The following is a 15,817-nucleotide window of genomic DNA, read 5'->3' on the forward strand; positions in this document are numbered from 1 at the left end:
GTGACGTGCCGGACGTCGCCCAGGCGGTACTCGCCCGTCACCACCGGCGCCGGTCCGCCGTACGCGCGGGCCAGCGCGGTGGCCATGTCGCCGATGGTGCGGGGGGTGTCGCTGCCGCAGTTGTACGCGCGGAAGGTGCCCGCGGGGCGGTCCGCGAGGGACTCCAGGGCGAGGGCGTTCGCGGTGGCCACGTCCCGTACGTGGACGAAGTCCCGGCGCTGGCGGCCGTCCTCGAAGACCCGGGGCGCCTCGCCGCGGGCGAGCGCGGAGCGGAAGAAGGACGCGACGCCCGCGTAGGGGGTGTCGCGGGGCATCCCCGGCCCGTAGACGTTGTGGTAGCGCAGCGCCACGGCCGTGCCGCCGGTGGCGCGGGCCCAGGCGGCGGCCAGGTGTTCCTGGGCGAGCTTGGTCGCGGCGTAGACGTTGCGCGGGTCGGCGGGCGCGTCCTCGGCGACGAGGCCGGGGGTCAGCGCGCGGGCGCAGCGCGGACAGCGCGGTTCGTAGCGCCCGGCGTCGAGGTCCGCGGCCGTACGGGGCCCGGGGCGCACCGTACCGTGATCCGGGCAGTCGTAGCGGCCCTCGCCGTAGACGACCATGGAGCCGGCGAGGACCAGGCCGCGTACGCCCGCCGCGGCCGCCTCCGCGAGGAGGACGGCGGTGCCGAGGTCGTTGCAGCCGACGTAGGCGGGCGCGTCGGCGAAGTCCTTGCCGAGGCCGACCATCGCGGCCTGGTGGCAGACGGCGTCGACGCCGCGCAGGGCGCGGGCCACGGCCGCGCGGTCGCGGACGTCGGCCGTGATCCACGCGGCCTGTTCGACGCCGTCCGGGCGGGGCGGTGCCTGGGGGTGGGCCGCGGGCAGCAGCCCGTCGAGGACGACGGGCCGGTGCCCGCGGGCGAGGAGCGCGGAGACGACGTGCGAGCCGATGAAGCCCGCGCCTCCGGTGACGAGTACGCGCATGGCCCCGACGTTAGGGGCGGCGGGCGCGCCGCGGGCCGCCCCGGGCCGTGCCGTCACGGGTTCGTAAGACCCCGCGGACCCCGCTCCCGGTGCGGCCTCAGCCTTCGGCGGCGGAGGCCGCGCGGGCGGCCCAGCGCTGTTCGACCTTGCCGAAGCGCCAGTAGGCGAGCGCCGCGCCCCAGACCACGACGAAGAGGCCGACGATGACGAAGCCGACGTTGTCGAGGCTGATGCCGGAGATCCAGCCGGTGACCACGTCGTCCAGGTCGAGCTTCTCGTGCAGCACCGTGACCAGTTCGATGGTGCCGATGAGGAAGGCCACCGCGATCGACAGGCCGGTGATGGTGAGGTTGTAGTAGACCTTGCGGACGGGGTTGGAGAACGCCCACTGGTAGGCGAAGTTCATGAACGTGCCGTCCAGGGTGTCGAACAGGCTCATCCCGGCCGCGAACAGCAGGGGCAGGCACAGGATCGCGTACCAGGGCAGCCCGGCGGCCGCGCCGCTGCCCGCCATCACCATGAGCGTGACCTCGGTGGCCGTGTCGAAGCCGAGTCCGAAGAGGAAGCCCAGCGGATACATCTGGCCGGGCCTGGTGATGGAGCGGGTGAAGCGCCCGAGGAGGCGGTTCATGAAGCCGCGCGCGTCCAGCCGCGCCTCCAGTTCCGCCTCGTCGTAGCGGCCTTCGCGCATCGCGCGGAAGATGCGCAGGATGCCCGCGAGGGCGACGAGGTTGAGGGCGGCGATCAGGTAGAGGAAGCCGCCGGAGACGGAGGTGCCCACGACGCCGAGCGTCTGGTGGGTGGCGGAGTCCTCGTCCATGAGCTTCCCGGCGAGCTGGGTGCCGCCCGTGACCAGCGCCGCCATGAGGACGACGACGCTGGAGTGCCCGAGGGCGAACCAGAAGCCGACCGAGACCGGGCGCTTGCCGTCGGCCATCAGCTTGCGGGTGGTGTTGTCGATGGCGGCGATGTGGTCCGCGTCGAACGCGTGCCGCATGCCGAGGGTGTAGGCGGTCACGCCGAGGCCGACGCCGTAGACCTGGGAGCCCACGGTGTAGTGATCGGGGACGACGAGCAGGAGGAGCACGCCGAAGGCGACGACGTGCAGGGCGGCGATGACGGCCATCAGCCCGGCGGTGCGGACGGTGTCCTCGCGGCGCCAGCGGAAGGACGGCGCGGCGGAGCCGGGTTGTACGGCGGAGCCGGGTGGCGCGGCGGACGGTTTGCCGCCGGTCGTGCCGGTCGCGGCAACGGATATGTCAGGGGGCAGAGTCATCTGCGGGTCACGCTCCAGCACCTCGTGGATCTTTGTGAGATGCCGTGGCCGGTCTCCTGGCTTACGGGTCCTTTCGCATGCGCCCGAGCCTTCCCGGCAGCCGGCTGCGGCCAGTGGCTCCGCGCGCCCGTACGGGCGCGCGGCAGTGGGACGGTGCTCCCCGATCACAGTGGCGAGGGCCGCTCCGGAGTGGGACCACGAGGTCCTTCACCGGTCTTCCCGAACACCACGGCCGGGCCACCTTAGCGCCCTGGCCGGAAGTCGGTGCAAAGAAGTGGCAGTAACCACAGATGTGCGAACTTCCCGCCCGGTGGTCGCCCGGTGGTCACGGACATCCCCGCGCCAGTGCTGGACGCGCTCCCGGCCCGGTGCTACCAGTGCAGATGACGGGCACCCCGTCCGGCAGGAGAGAGGGCACGCCATGGCAGACACCGGGCAGGAACCGGGGCATCGCGGCGGATTCGTCCGCCGGATCGGGCTGTTCCAGGCCACCGCCATCAACATGAGCCAGATGTGCGGCATCGGGCCCTTCGTCACCATCCCGCTGATGGTGACGGTCTTCGGGGGGCCGCAGGCGGTCATCGGGTTCGTCGCGGGCGCGCTGCTCGCCCTCGCGGACGGGCTGGTGTGGGCGGAGCTGGGCGCCTCGCTGCCGGGGGCGGGCGGCAGTTACGTCTATCTGCGGCAGGCGTTCCAGTACCGCACCGGGAAGCTGATGCCCTTCCTCTTCGTGTGGACGGCGATGCTCTTCATCCCGCTCGGCATGTCGACCGGCATCGTCGGCTTCGTGCAGTACCTCGGCTATCTGTGGCCGGGCATGGGGCAGACGGCCGGGGACCTCGTGGGCGTCGCCGTCATCGCCGTCATCCTCGCGGCCCTGTGGCGGCGGGTGGAGAACATCGCGAAGCTCACCGTGGTGCTGTGGGCGGTGATGATCGCCTCGGTCGTGCTCGTCATCCTCGCCGCCTTCACCCACTTCAGCCCGCACCGGGCCTTCACCTACCCGGCCCATGCCTTCGAGCCGGCCACCGGTCACTTCTGGCTGGGCTTCGCCGGTGGCCTGACCATCGGCATCTACGACTACCTCGGCTACAACACCGCCGCCTACATGGGCGCCGAGATCAAGAACCCCGGGCGCACGATGCCGCGCGCCATCATCTACTCCATCCTCGGCATCATGGCGATCTACCTGCTGCTGCAGATCGGCACCCTCGGGGTCGTCGACTGGCCGCAGATGCTGGACGAGAACTCCACCGCCCACTCCTCGGTCGCCTCCGCGGTGCTGGAAACCGCCTGGGGCAAGGGGGCGGCGCGGACGGTCACGGTGCTCATCCTCGTCACCGCCGTCGCCTCCGTCCTCACCGGCCTCCTCGGCGGCTCGCGCGTGCCCTACGACGCCGCGCGCGACAAGGTCTTCTTCCGCTCCTTCGGCAGCCTGCACCCGCGGCACCACTTCCCCGTGCTGGGGCTGGCGTCGATGGGCGCCATCACCGTCGTCGGCTTCCTGATCGGCCGTCATACGGACCTGACGACGCTGATCCAGCTGCTGACCACGGTCATGGTGATCGTGCAGGCGCTCGCGCAGGTCGCGGCCGTGACCGTGTTGCGGCGCAGGCAGCCGAGGCTGCGGCGGCCGTACCGGATGTGGCTCTACCCGCTGCCGAGCCTGGTGGCCCTGGCGGGCTGGCTGGTGATCTACGGCTACGCGGACCGCAACTCGCCCGGACACCACCCCATCGAATGGTCGCTCGCCTGGGTCGGCGCGGGCTGCGTGGCGTTCGTCCTGTGGTCGGCCTACGAGCGCGTCTGGCCGTTCGGGCCGAAGGAGATCTCCGAGGAGTACCTGACCGCGCCGGACCCCGACGCGGGGCCCGAGCCGGAGGAGCCGGACGCGGGCCCGGAGCCGGACACCGGGCCGGGCCCGGTGCCGGGCGGCGACACCGACCCCGCGGCGCCCGCCCCGGCCTGACGCGGCGTCACGGCACGCCCCGGGTCGGCCCCGGAACCGGGGCGGAACCGGAACTCAGAGCAGGGGGATCGTCACTGACCGTATGTCACACCGTGCCGTGGCCCGGCCCGGCCGCCGGTGGCCGTGACACCCGGTGATAGAAATTGCATCCATGCCTGTGTCCCCGTCGTCCACCACACCCACGCCTCCCCCCTCGCGGCCCCCGGTCGCGGCCCGGCGCAGACTGCTCTGGCACCGCCTCATATTCGGGCTGTGGCTCCGGCCGGTCGAGGTGCTCGACGAGGCCCGGGACCGCAGCGTCTGGGGCGCGGCGACCTTCCTCTGCCTGGTCTGCGGCATCCTCGGGACGGTGGGCAGGGACTCGTTCGAGGGGCAGTGGGGCATCAGTCCCCGGCTGGCGCTGGAGGCGATGGCCATCGCCGACGGCGTCCTGCTCCTCGCCAGCCTGCTGCTGGGGGTCGCCACGCACGCCATCGCCCGGCGGCTCGGCGGCAACGGGCGGTTCGGTCCGACCGTCACCCTCTTCGTCGTGATCTTCTGGGCGACCGATCTGCCGCGGCTGCTCCTGGACGCCTGGCTGCCGAGCGGCTCCTACGTGGTGAAGGCCGCGGCCTGGATCACCTTCGGCTTCGGCTACGCGTTCGCGGCCCTGCTGATCCGCGGTCAGCACCACCTGCCGACACACAAGGCCCTGGCCTCGGTGAGCATCCAGATGCTGGCGGCCGTCGCCCTGCTGAAGTTCCCCGCGGGGGCCTGAGGCCCGGCCCCCCGGGGCGGGCCCCGGCGGACTCGGCGAACCCGGGCCGTGAAGCCGGGTCGCGAACCCGGGTCGCGGACGCCGCGTGTCCGGCGCCGGGAAGCCGAAGGCCCGCCCGGTGCGACGGGGGATGCACACCGGGCGGGCTCACGCACATTTCTACCTCATCAAGGATGGGTTATGCACCAAAAACCTGTTCGCCTTTTCGACTCACCAGCGAACAGGCAGTGAATTCAGGCCACGTGCCCGCACCGAGGGCCGCCACTTCAGCTCCTCGCGCGGCACGTCGAGCGTGAGCCCCGGGAGCCTCTCCAACAGCACTGCCAGCGCCGTTTCCACCTCCATCCTGGCCAGCGGCGCTCCTACGCAGTAGTGGATGCCGTGCCCCAGCCCGAGATGCCCGGAACGATCACGGGTCGGATCCAGCCGCTCCGGTTCGGCGAAGTGACGAGGATCACGATTGGCGGAGGCGACGCAGAGGAGAACGGTCTCCCCCGCGGGCACCGTGACCCCACCGATCTCGATGTCCTCCAGCGGAAACCTCCGGATCGCCAGGGGTGCCGGCCCGTCCCACCGGTTGAACTCCTCCACCGCCGCGCCGAGTCCGGCCGGATCCGTGCGCAAGGATTCCATCAAGGCCGGGTGGTCCAGCAGGGCCAGGGCGGCGTTGCCGATCAGGTGGACGGAGTTCTCGTACCCGGCGAAGAGGATGAGGAACGCCAGGGAGGTCAGCTCGTCCTCGGAGAGCCGGTCCCCCCGGCCGCCCTGGGCCCCGTCGCCGTCCCGGGCCGCGATCAGGTCGGAGAGCAGGTCGTCGGCGGGCTCGGCGCGCTTGCTCGCGATGAGCCCGGTGAAGAAGCCCATCAGGCGCCCGATCGCCTCCTTCGCCAGGTGCGGGCGCTCGGGGTCGGGCGCGATCAGCGCGTCGGTCCAGGCCCGGAAGTCGTGCCGGTGCTCCTCGGTCACCCCCAGCAGGTCGCAGATGACGGTGATGGGCAGCGGGGCCGCGTAGGCGGCGATGAGGTCGGCGCGGCCGTCGGCCTCGACGGCGTCCAGGAGTTCCTCGGCGACCCGGCGCACGGGGGCGCGGAGCTTGTCGATGCGGCCGGGGGTGAACGCCTTGACCACCAGGCGGCGCACACGGGTGTGGTCGGGCGGGTCCATGTTCAGCAGATTGGCGTCCAGGGCGGGGGGCAGGGCGAATCCGCTGTAGTTCCCGGGTGCGGCGTTGACCCTGTCCAGGGACAGCCGGGGGTCGGCGAGCCCCTTGCGCACGTCCTCGTAACGGGTCACCAGCCAGGCGGGGCGGCCGTCGGTCCCGGTGATCCGGTGAACGGGGCCCGCTTCGCGGAGCCGGGCGTAGGTCCCGTAGGGGTCGGTGGTCAGCGCGGTGACGTCATAGGGCACGGGGGTGCCGGCGGTGTTCTGCATGGCGACTGACTTTAGGGGGTTCGCTGGTGCGCCTACTGGGGTGGGGCGCAAGCTCTGTTCGCGACTGCGGGTCGTGTGTGGCTGGTCGCGCAGTTCCCCGCGCCCCTTACGGGGCGCGGCCGAGCCGACGGAAAGCCGCTGGCCGGCGCCGGGTGTCTTTCGACGGACCCGGCGCCGGCCTGTGGCGCAGGCGGCCTTGACCCCCGTCCAGGGCCGCCTGGTCTGTGGGCCGCGCGCCGTCTAGGGGCGGCGCGCCGCGCAGATCTCCCGCATCTCGGTGAGCACGGAGTCCACCAGCGGGTGGTGGTAGACGTCCGCGACGCGGGCCAAGTGCTCGTGTTCCTCCGCCGGATCGGCGCTCACGGTCATCACGACACTGTCCGCGTGGTCACCCGGCACATAGCCGGTGACCTGGTTGGCGAGGCCTCTGCGCAGGGCCGCCGCCTCCACGACCGCGGCGGACGAGCGCTCGTCCAGGCAGGCCGCCCGTGCCTTGTCGCGGGCGATGTCCAGGGTCGCGGCCTCGACATGGCGCCGGATCGCCCGCTGGATGTCGCGGATCTCCGCCATCTGCCGGTTGGCCCGCCACTCCAGGTCCGCGAGCGGCCAGCGGCCGGACCAGCGGCGCTCCAGGGTGACTTCCGGGGCGTGGGCGGTGACATCCTGCCAGAGCGGCTGAAGGCGGCGCAGTCGTCGCCACGCGGCCGCCCGGGGCCCGGCCGCGGGCAGCGAGAAGCCGACGAGGACGAGCACGGCGGCGACCGACGCGGTGAGGGGCGCGACGCCGTTGGACAGCCAGTACAGCTCGTGGCCGCCCCAGCTGAGCACGAAGCCGACGAGCTTGCACAGGCAGTAGAACAGGCCGAGCCAGCAGCCCACGGCCAGGGTCCGCAGGCCCTTGGCGAGCCAGGAGCGGCCCAGTTGGGCGGCGTAGCGCGGGCAGAGCGTGCCGAGCCCGGCGAGGCTGACGCCGAAGATGGCCAGATACAGCACCAGGAAGGCGACCACTCCGGGCGCGTCCGCGTAGGCGGTGCTGAAGTCACGGGGGTGTTCCACGGCGTCGGGGCGGCCGACGGCGAAGCAGACGATCGCCGCCGCCCAGGCCACGCCGACGGTGCCGACCGCGAACCGGGAGCGGGCCATGGCCCGGGCGCGCGCCGCCTCGTCACCGCGGCTGGTCCAGCGCAGCAGCAGGACGGTGGCGCCCGTGGCGAACAGCACGACCGCCGAGTAGAGGAAGACCATGGCCAGGTTGGCCACGCCGGTCAGCCGGTCGAAGGCGCGGTAGACGCGGGGCGCGGAGAAGAGGAAGACGACGGGCACGCCCGCGGTCATCAGCGCGGTCAGGCCCAGGTCGACGTTGGCCCGGTCGTGGAACCAGGCGCGGGCCTTGTAGCCCACGATGGCCCAGGTGACGGCGCTGAGGGTCAGATAGAGGACGTCAAACACCGGTGACGCCCCCTTCCCTGAGCTGCCGGCGTACGTGCTGGAGCGCGGGGCCGAGCGAGGCCGCGAGCTCGGCGGCGGCCCCTTCCAGCCGGGCCTCCTGGCCCGGCGGCGGGGGCACGACCTTCTCCATGAGGAGGGTGCCGAGGATCTCGGTCTCGCGCTCGGTGAGGTTGTCGTAGCAGTGGTGGCGGGCGAGACCGGCGGTCAGGCCCATGCGGCGCATGGCGGTGGCCACGTCGACCGACGGCGTCCACACCTTGAGGGCGTCCTCGGTGACGGCCGGGTCCTGGTCGTGGCCGAGCAGCAGGTGGCCGATCTCGTGCAGCACGATGTGGACCTGGTGCCAGGGCGAGGTCTTCTGCTCGTAGACGACCCAGTAGGCGTCGTCGGTGGTGGCGGTCATGCCGGAGACGACGCCGTCCAGGCTCATGGGGACCAGCCGGATGGGCCGGCCCACGCGGCGCGCGACGACGTCGCACAGGCCCTGGAGATCGGTGGAGGCGGGCAGCGCGAGCTCGTTGATGAGCTGCCTGCACCGGCGCCTCGTCCGCCCCACTCGCATGCCTGCACCGTCCTCGTCCTCGGTACGCCGCCAGTGGGTGAAGAGCTGGTCGTCCGCCGTGACGGTCACGGGCGCCCCTCACCACCCGCGTCGGGCGGGTCGGCAGGAAGGTTCATCTGCTGCCGGAACTGGGCAATGATCGTGTTGAGGCTGTCCTGGACCTCGGGCGGCAGGCCCACCGAGCGCAGGGCTATCGCCCGGACGCGCTGATCCCTCATGGCGACGAGGAAGCGGACCTCCTCCTCGACCCGCTCCGCCTGGGAGGCGGAGAGATCTCCCATCAGATAGCCGACCGGCACGGCGAAGAACTTCGCGAGCGCGCGCAGCACGTCGGGGCTGGGGTTGGCGCGTCTGCCGTTGCGCAGCATCGACAGATACTGCTCCGTCAGCCGCACTCCGCCGTACTCCTCGCCGCGGCTGATCTCCTCCGCGACGTGTCCGTTGGTGTACGGCGCCCCCGGCGGGTGCATGTTCGCGAACAGATAATTGAGCCGCTCCGCCAGCGGGCCGCCCGTCTCACCTGCCGCCCTTTCGCCCCCGACTGCCATGTACTCCGTCCTCACGAGCCGTTCTCCGCCCACCTCACGGGCAGTTAAGGCCCAGGTGGTGATGGACGACATCCTGTCATGAGAGGCGCCCCCGCACTAGCCCGCGAGGCGTTCTCCCTGCGTGAGCGACTTAACCACGGGTTGATGTCGGGTCTTCGTCCGGATTCCGCGGGCCCTTCTTCCCCCTGCGCGCCCGGCCGCACGGGCATGACATCGATGTCCGAACGCACATGTCTCGTTCTGACCGATTCCGATCGTTGTCCGGTCGTCCCGGTGAATCCTGGCGCGCCGGGCCCTCGTTCCTCTCCGCGGTCCGTAGGACGATGACACGCTCGTCCCGCACGCGCCGCGGGCACCGATCGCCCCACGCGGGCGGCGACGGGCGGGAAGAAAAACGGGCCGCAAGCGCAAGAGAGGAACAAGAGAGGAATCCGTTCATGCGCAGATTTCTGAGACATCTCGCCCTTCGGGGTCTCGTCGCCCTGCTCCTCGGGCTCGCGGCCGCCGTCGTGCCCGGCTCCCTCGCGGCCGCCGCCGCGGGCCCGCCGAGCGCGTCGGCGGCCGACGCGTACTGGACGCCCGAGCGGATGGCGGCGGCGCTGCCGGTGCCGACGGGCAAGGCGGAGGCGCCGCCGCCCGCGGCGGCTGAGGCAGTGCCGCCCAGCCACCCCTTCGACGGCCTGCCGCAGGTGGGCACGTTCTTCTGGACCGACGGGCAGAACACCGGCCGCTTCTGCGGCGGCACGGTCATCCGCAGCCCCGAGTACAACCTCGTGGTGAGCGCGGCGCACTGCCTGCGCTCGCCCAACCCGAAGCGGCATCTGTCGTTCGTGCCGCAGTACCACGACGGTCTCAAGCCGCACGGCGTCTTCCCCGTGGAGGCCATCTACATCGACCAGCGCTACTACGACCGGGGGACGGACGGCGGGGCCCGCTGGGACTACACGGTGGTCCGGCTCGCGCCCCGCGAGGACGGCACCGAGGTGCAGGAGGCGGTCGGCGGCTTCGACTTCGCGATCGACTCCGGCTACACGCACCGTGACGTACGGCTGATCGGCTACCCGGGCAGCAGCGACGCCAAGTACCCCAAGCCGCTGGACTGCTCCTCCTCCACGCACCGCTACCGCAGTACCGACCCCAAGGCCCCGGGCGACTTCCTGGAGATCGCCTGCGCGGGCTACGTCGGCGGCACGTCCGGCGGCCCCTTCCTGGTCCGGAACCGCGATCTGACGGGCTATCTGCTGATCGGCGTCATCGGCGGCTACCACACGGGCGGTGACACGCCCGACATCTCCTACAGCTCGTACTTCACCGACGACCTGCTGGATCTCTACATCGACGCCGTCGACGGCACCCCGCCCGCGCATTCCTGACCGTCCCTCACCACGCGCGACGGCGCCCCCGGCCGTGTGTGGCCGGGGGCGCCGTGGGTGCCGGTGCGGATGCGGGCTACTGGCCCGCGGGCGGGCGCCGGAACCGGTGGGGGTGGCGGGTGAGCGTGTAGCCGCCGATGGCCGCGAGCGCGCCCAGCACGGCACCGCCGACGGTCCACGCCCAGCGGTCGGACCACCAGCTGCCGTTCCAGCCGTCCTCGGGCTCCTTCAGCGCGGCGGCGTGCAGCGGGGCGACCTCGCCGCCCTCCGCGCGCGAGCCGCCCACGTCCTTGGCGTCCGCCTGGACCTCCGTCTTCACCGGCAGACCGCGGTCCTGGTCGGGGCCGTCGGCGACGGTGAGGCGGATGTAGTACGCGCCGGGCAGCGGGTCGTTGGCCCAGCGCTCGGACCACGGGCGGACGGTGCGCAGGGTGCAGGTCAGGGTCACCGAGGCGTCCTGGGCGCCCGCGCGCTGCGTGGGCTCGCCCGAGGCGCACGCCTGGCGGCGGCGCAGCCCGTCGAAGACGTCGAGCTGCCAGGTGGCCGCGCCGTGCCGCAGGGACGCCTCGGGCAGCTGCACGGTGGCCTTGACGGTGGGCCGCTGGTTCGCGCCCGCCGGGAACTGCCAGTAGAGGTAGTCGCCCGTCGAGCCACCGGCCGTGGCCTTCTGCCCCTGTTCGAGCGCGGTGGCGGTACGGAAGGCGGTGCCCGCCTCCGTGGGGGCGTCACCGGAGCTCGCGGAGGGGCTCGGACTCGGGGAGTCCGCGCCGGCGGCCCCCGCGGTGGTGAACAGGGCCGCGCCCGCGAGCAGGGTCGCGGTCAGTATCCGGGTCGCACGCATCAGTTCGCCCTCCACACGGAAACGCGCCAGCGGGACAGCCAGCCCCACACCAGACCGGCGAGCAGCCCGGTCACGGCCAGCACGGCCAGCAGCACCCAGCCCCGGCCGAGGCCGAAGGCGGCCAGGTCCGAGGGGTTGTCGGGGCCCTTGACCAGATCGACGGCGAGCTCGACGGGCAGGCCCGGGTCGCGCTTGACGTTCGGCGGCGCGGAGAAGGAGTTGGAGACCTCCAGACAGACCGTCCGGGGCTCCTTGTCGTTCTTGTCCTTCGCCTTGCCGACGGGGTAGCGCAGGCCGGAGGACATGACGTCGGTACGGCCGCTGCCCGCGTCCGAGCCGCGTACGAGCTCCTGCCCGCCCTCGCCGACGGCTCTGACGAGCACGCCGTAGTCACGGTCGACCGGCCGGTCGGCGGCGACGCTCGCGGCGGCGCGCAGCTCCTGACCCGGCTTCACCTCGACGCGGTACCAGCGGTGCTCGGAGAAGGTCTCGCGGTCGGTCCAGACGCCCTGGCCGATCGTCGGGGCCTTGGCGCACTCGTTCGCGCCCGAGACGGGCTTCGGCGTCTCGACCGGGGTGTCGGCCCGGCGGACGATCTGCTTGATCTTCCCGGACAGCTCGTCGGTGTGCTGGACGGAGGTGTAGGTGCCGCCGGTGGCCGCGGCGATGCAGCTGAGCTGCTCGCGGGTCTTGTCGTCGTGGGCCAGACCGAGCGTGTCGATCGTCAGGTGCGTGCCCTTGGCGGCGAGTTCACGCGCGACGTCGCAGGGGTCGGGCTGGCCGCAGGAGTCCTCGCCGTCGGTGATGAGGACGACGCGCCGGGTGCCGCCGTCGGTGCCGAGGTCCTGGTCGGCGCCGCGGAGCGCGTACCCGATGGGCGTCCAGCCGGTGGGCCGGAGGGCCGCGACGGCCGTCTTGGCCTCGGTGCGGTCGACCGGGCCGACGGGGTACTCCTGCTTGCTGTCCCTGCAGCCGATCTCCTTGTCGTCGCCGGGGTAGTGGGCGCCGAGCGTACGGATACCGAGCCGCACGCCGCTGGGAACGGCGTCGATGACCTCGTTGAACGCCTGCTGGGCGGCCGACATGCGCGACTGGCCGTCCACATCCCTGGTCCGCATCGAGCCGCTGACGTCCAGGACGAGCTCGACCTTCGGGGAGTTCTTCGACGGTCCGTCAGCGGCGCTCGCCGGGGCGATTCCTGTGGCCAGGGCGGCGAGCAGGGCGCACGCGCCCGCCGCCAGCCGTCTTCTGATGATCATCCGAGGATCCTAGTGAGCGGAGGGTTGGACCCCCAAAACGGCGCCGTGCTTCTTGCCTCCTGGTTCACGCCTACTGGGGGTGCCTCTTGCGCTGCGCGCGACTGCGGGTGCGTGGGGGCTGGTCGCGCAGTTCCCCGCGCCCCTTGCAGGGGCTGCGCCCCGTCAGGGGCCCGGGGGCGGAGCCCCCGGAACAACCCCCGGAGGGAGGTGGCTACTCCTCCGACTCCAGCTGGCCCTCCGTTTCGAGGAAGGCGCGCTTCAACGCCTCCAGCGTCGAAGCGTCCGGCTTCGCCCACATGCCGCGGCTCTCCGCCTCCAGGAGTCGTTCCGCGATGCCGTGCAGGGCCCAGGGGTTGGCCTCCTCCAGGAAGGCGCGGTTCTCGGGGTCGAGCACGTACGTCTGGGCGAGCTTGTCGTACATCCAGTCCGGTACGACGCCGGTCGTCGCGTCGTAGCCGAACAGGTAGTCCACGGTGGCGGCCAGTTCGAAGGCACCCTTGTAGCCGTGGCGGCGCATCGCCTCGATCCAGCGGGGGTTGACCACGCGGGCGCGGAAGACCCGGGAGGTCTCCTCGACCAGGGTGCGGGTGCGGACCGTCTCCGGGCGGGTGGAGTCGCCGATGTACGCGGCGGGGGCCGTGCCCTTGAGCGCCTTCACGGTCGCGACCATGCCGCCGTGGTACTGGAAGTAGTCGTCCGAGTCGGCGATGTCGTGTTCGCGGGTGTCGGTGTTCTTGGCCGCGACGGCGATCCGCTTGTAGGCGGTCTCCATCTCCTCGCGGGCCGGGCGGCCCTCCAGCCCGCGGCCGTACGCGTAGCCGCCCCAGACGGTGTAGACCTCGGCGAGGTCGGCGTCGGTGCGCCAGTCGCGGCTGTCGATGAGCTGGAGGAGACCGGCGCCGTAGGTGCCGGGCCGGGAGCCGAAGATGCGTGTGGTGGCGCGGCGTTCGTCGCCGTGGCGGGCGAGGTCGGCCCGGGCGTGGGCGCGGACGAAGTTGTCCTCCGGGCTCTCGTCCAGCCTCGCGACGAGCCGTACGGCGTCGTCCAGCAGCCCGATGACGTGCGGGAAGGCGTCGCGGAAGAAGCCGCTGATGCGCAGGGTGACGTCGACGCGGGGGCGGCCGAGCTCGGCGAGCGGGACGGGCTCCAGGCCGTTGACCCGGCGCGAGGCGTCGTCCCACAGCGGGCGGACGCCCAGCAGGGCCAGGGCCTCGGCGACGTCGTCACCGGCGGTGCGCATGGCGCTCGTGCCCCACAGGGACAGGCCCACGGACTCGGGCCAGCGGCCCTCGTCGGTGCGGTAGCGCTCCAGCAGGGAGTCGGCCAGGGCCTGGCCGGTCTCCCAGGCGAGGCGGCTGGGCACGGCCTTGGGGTCGACGGAGTAGAAGTTGCGGCCGGTCGGCAGGACATTGACCAGGCCGCGCAGCGGCGAGCCGGAGGGGCCCGCGGGCACGAAGCCGCCCGCCAGGGCGTGCACCGCGTGGTCGAGTTCGTCGGTCGTGGCGGCGAGGCGCGGGACGACCTCGCGGGCGGCGAACTCCAGGATCGCGGCGACCTGTTCGCCGTGCCCGGTGGGCACGGCGGCCGGGTCCCAGCCGGCCTCCTCCATCGCCTCGACGAGGGCGCGTGCCTTCGCCTCCGCCTCGTCGGCACCGGTGCGGGTGGCGGCGGACTCGTCGAGGCCGAGCGCCTCGCGCAGGCCGGGCAGGGCCGTGGTGCCGCCCCAGATCTGGCGGGCGCGCAGGATCGACAGGACGAGGTTGACGCGCTCGGGGCCGGTGGGGGCGCCGCCGAGCACGTGCAGACCGTCGCGGATCTGGGCGTCCTTGACCTCGCACAGCCAGCCGTCGACGTGCAGCAGGAAGTCGTCGAAGCCGTCGTCGTCGGGCCGGTCGTCCATGCCCAGGTCGTGGTCGAGCCTGGCGGCCTGGATCAGGGTCCAGATCTGGGCGCGGATCGCCGGGAGCTTGGACGGGTCCATGGCGGAGATCTGCGCGTACTCGTCGAGGAGCTGCTCCAGGCGCGCGATGTCGCCGTAGGACTCGGCGCGGGCCATCGGCGGCACGAGGTGGTCGACGAGGGTCGCGTGGGCACGGCGCTTGGCCTGGGTGCCCTCGCCCGGGTCGTTGACGAGGAAGGGGTAGACCAGCGGCAGGTCGCCGAGCGCGGCGTCGGGGCCGCAGGCGGCGGACAGGCCCGCGTTCTTGCCGGGCAGCCACTCCAGGTTGCCGTGCTTGCCGAGGTGCACCATCGCGTCGGCGCCGAACCCGCCGTCCTCGTGGGCGGCGGCGATCCACCGGTACGCGGCCAGGTAGTGGTGCGAGGGCGGCAGATCGGGGTCGTGGTAGATGGCGATGGGGTTCTCGCCGAAGCCGCGCGGCGGCTGGATGAGGATCAGCAGGTTGCCGCGGCGCAGGGCGGCGAGGACGATGTCGCCCTCGGGGTTGCGGCTGCGGTCGACGAACATCTCACCCGGCGGCGGGCCCCAGTGCTCCTCGACGGACTCACGCAGCTCCTGCGGCAGCTTGCCGTACCACCGCTTGTAGTCGGCGGCCGGGATGCGGACAGGGTTGCGGGCGAGCTGCTCCTCGGTGAGCCACTCCTGGTCGTGGCCACCCGCCTCGATGAGCGCGTAGATCAGCTCGTCGCCGTCACCGGACGCGAGGCCGGGGACCTCCTCCGTGCCGAAGTCATAGCCCTCCGCCCGCAGTCGGCGCAGCAGGGCGACGGCGCTGGCAGGAGTGTCGAGGCCGACGGCGTTGCCGATGCGGGAGTGCTTGGTGGGGTACGCGGAGAGGACGAGGGCGAGGCGCTTGTCGGCCGCGGGGATGTGGCGCAGCTTCGCGTGACGTACGGCGATGCCCGCGACGCGCGCGGCGCGCTCGGGGTCGGCGACGTACATGGGCAGGCCGTCCTCGTCCACCTCCTTGAAGGAGAACGGGACGGTGATCAGCCGACCGTCGAACTCGGGGACGGCGACCTGGGTGGCGGCGTCGAGCGGCGAGAGGCCCTCGTCGTTCTCCTCCCACGCGCTGCGCGACCCGGTCAGGCACAGGGCCTGGAGGACGGGCACGTCGAGGGCGGCGAGGGCGCCCGCGTCCCAGGACTCGTCGTCGCCGCCCGCGGAGGCGGTGGCGGGCTTGGTGCCACCGGCGGCGAGGACGGTGGTGACGACGGCGTCGGCGCCGCGCAGCCGCTCGACGAGCTCGGGCTCGGGGGCGCGCAGGGAGGCGACGTAGAGCGGCATGGGGACACCGCCCGCGTCCTCGACGGCAGCGCAGAGGGCGTCCACGAAGCGGGTGTTGCCGCTCATGTGGTGGGCGCGATAGTAGAGCACGGCGATGCGCGGGCCGGTCGCGTCGGTACGGGCGGCGCGCTCCAGCGGGCCCCAGG

12 protein-coding genes and 1 riboswitch are annotated in these 15,817 nt (G+C 72.6%); of the genes, 3 read left to right on the forward strand and 9 right to left on the reverse strand.

The window, feature by feature from the left end; all coding sequences use genetic code 11:
- Together K6I34_RS15345 and K6I34_RS15350 are read right to left on the reverse strand one after the other, a co-directional pair.
- On the reverse strand, positions 1-959 hold a 959-nt coding region (locus tag K6I34_RS15345), incomplete at its 3' end, for an NAD(P)-dependent oxidoreductase (protein WP_229326374.1).
- A 97-nt stretch (positions 960-1,056) separates the two neighbouring features.
- The gene (locus K6I34_RS15350) at positions 1,057-2,235 is read right to left on the reverse strand and encodes a HoxN/HupN/NixA family nickel/cobalt transporter (protein ID WP_374230929.1); all 1,179 of its coding nucleotides are present in this window, start codon (positions 2,233-2,235) and stop codon (positions 1,057-1,059) included.
- A gap of 28 nt (positions 2,236-2,263) precedes the next feature.
- A riboswitch (cobalamin riboswitch) is annotated at positions 2,264-2,481 on the reverse strand.
- Positions 2,482-2,656: 175 nt separating this feature from the next.
- On the opposite strand from K6I34_RS15350, the gene K6I34_RS15355 reads away from it, so the two are divergent.
- Together K6I34_RS15355 and K6I34_RS15360 are read left to right on the forward strand one after the other, a co-directional pair.
- Complete coding sequence (locus K6I34_RS15355; RefSeq protein WP_229326379.1) at positions 2,657-4,204, forward strand: amino acid permease; 1,548 nt, start codon at positions 2,657-2,659, stop codon at positions 4,202-4,204.
- A 151-nt stretch (positions 4,205-4,355) separates the two neighbouring features.
- Complete coding sequence (locus K6I34_RS15360; protein ID WP_229326381.1) at positions 4,356-4,961, forward strand: YIP1 family protein; 606 nt, start codon at positions 4,356-4,358, stop codon at positions 4,959-4,961.
- Positions 4,962-5,171: 210 nt separating this feature from the next.
- Here K6I34_RS15360 and K6I34_RS15365 read toward each other — a convergent pair whose 3' ends face one another.
- The 4 genes from K6I34_RS15365 to K6I34_RS15380 all read right to left on the reverse strand — a co-directional run bounded on the left by K6I34_RS15365 (position 5,172) and on the right by K6I34_RS15380 (position 8,951).
- Positions 5,172-6,392 (reverse strand): cytochrome P450, encoded by a 1,221-nt coding sequence (locus K6I34_RS15365; RefSeq protein ID WP_229326383.1) that lies wholly within the window; start codon positions 6,390-6,392, stop codon positions 5,172-5,174.
- A 240-nt stretch (positions 6,393-6,632) separates the two neighbouring features.
- The gene (locus K6I34_RS15370) at positions 6,633-7,841 is read right to left on the reverse strand and encodes an MAB_1171c family putative transporter (protein WP_229326385.1); all 1,209 of its coding nucleotides are present in this window, start codon (positions 7,839-7,841) and stop codon (positions 6,633-6,635) included.
- A complete protein-coding gene (locus K6I34_RS15375) occupies positions 7,834-8,472 on the reverse strand; it encodes a hypothetical protein (RefSeq protein WP_229326387.1) in 639 nt (212 codons plus the stop codon). The genes K6I34_RS15370 and K6I34_RS15375 overlap by 8 nt, the downstream gene beginning before the upstream one ends.
- Positions 8,469-8,951: a helix-turn-helix domain-containing protein gene (locus K6I34_RS15380; protein WP_229326389.1), complete on the reverse strand. Its 483-nt coding sequence runs from the start codon at positions 8,949-8,951 to the stop codon at positions 8,469-8,471. The genes K6I34_RS15375 and K6I34_RS15380 overlap by 4 nt, the downstream gene beginning before the upstream one ends.
- A gap of 437 nt (positions 8,952-9,388) precedes the next feature.
- On the opposite strand from K6I34_RS15380, the gene K6I34_RS15385 reads away from it, so the two are divergent.
- Positions 9,389-10,324: a trypsin-like serine protease gene (locus K6I34_RS15385; protein WP_229326391.1), complete on the forward strand. Its 936-nt coding sequence runs from the start codon at positions 9,389-9,391 to the stop codon at positions 10,322-10,324.
- 76 nt (positions 10,325-10,400) lie between these two features.
- On the opposite strand, the gene K6I34_RS15390 is transcribed toward K6I34_RS15385, so the two are convergent.
- The 3 genes from K6I34_RS15390 to cobN form a co-directional block, all read right to left on the reverse strand.
- Positions 10,401-11,165, reverse strand: coding sequence for a hypothetical protein (locus tag K6I34_RS15390; RefSeq protein ID WP_229326393.1), 765 nt, complete (start codon positions 11,163-11,165; stop codon positions 10,401-10,403).
- The gene (locus tag K6I34_RS15395; protein ID WP_229326395.1) at positions 11,165-12,424 is read right to left on the reverse strand and encodes a VWA domain-containing protein; all 1,260 of its coding nucleotides are present in this window, start codon (positions 12,422-12,424) and stop codon (positions 11,165-11,167) included. Before K6I34_RS15395 ends, K6I34_RS15390 begins: the two co-directional genes overlap by 1 nt.
- A 211-nt stretch (positions 12,425-12,635) precedes the next feature.
- Positions 12,636-15,817, reverse strand: a 3,182-nt coding sequence (gene cobN, locus K6I34_RS15400) for a cobaltochelatase subunit CobN (protein ID WP_229326397.1), incomplete at its 5' end; no start/stop codon positions are given.

Origin of the sequence: Streptomyces sp. UNOC14_S4 (genome assembly GCF_020740835.1) — a bacterium.
GTDB lineage: Bacteria > Actinomycetota > Actinomycetes > Streptomycetales > Streptomycetaceae > Streptomyces.

Bases quoted from the DNA above. Each gene is read 5' to 3' on its own strand.
- K6I34_RS15350 (WP_374230929.1), bottom strand. From the start codon at position 2,235: ATGACTCTGCCCCCTGACATATCCGTTGCCGCGACCGGCACGACCGGC.
- K6I34_RS15355 (WP_229326379.1), top strand. From the start codon at position 2,657: ATGGCAGACACCGGGCAGGAACCGGGGCATCGCGGCGGATTCGTCCGC.
- K6I34_RS15360 (WP_229326381.1), top strand. From the start codon at position 4,356: ATGCCTGTGTCCCCGTCGTCCACCACACCCACGCCTCCCCCCTCGCGG.
- K6I34_RS15365 (WP_229326383.1), bottom strand. From the start codon at position 6,392: ATGCAGAACACCGCCGGCACCCCCGTGCCCTATGACGTCACCGCGCTG.
- K6I34_RS15380 (WP_229326389.1), bottom strand. From the start codon at position 8,951: ATGGCAGTCGGGGGCGAAAGGGCGGCAGGTGAGACGGGCGGCCCGCTG.
- K6I34_RS15385 (WP_229326391.1), top strand. From the start codon at position 9,389: ATGCGCAGATTTCTGAGACATCTCGCCCTTCGGGGTCTCGTCGCCCTG.
- K6I34_RS15390 (WP_229326393.1), bottom strand. From the start codon at position 11,165: ATGCGTGCGACCCGGATACTGACCGCGACCCTGCTCGCGGGCGCGGCC.
- K6I34_RS15395 (WP_229326395.1), bottom strand. From the start codon at position 12,424: ATGATCATCAGAAGACGGCTGGCGGCGGGCGCGTGCGCCCTGCTCGCC.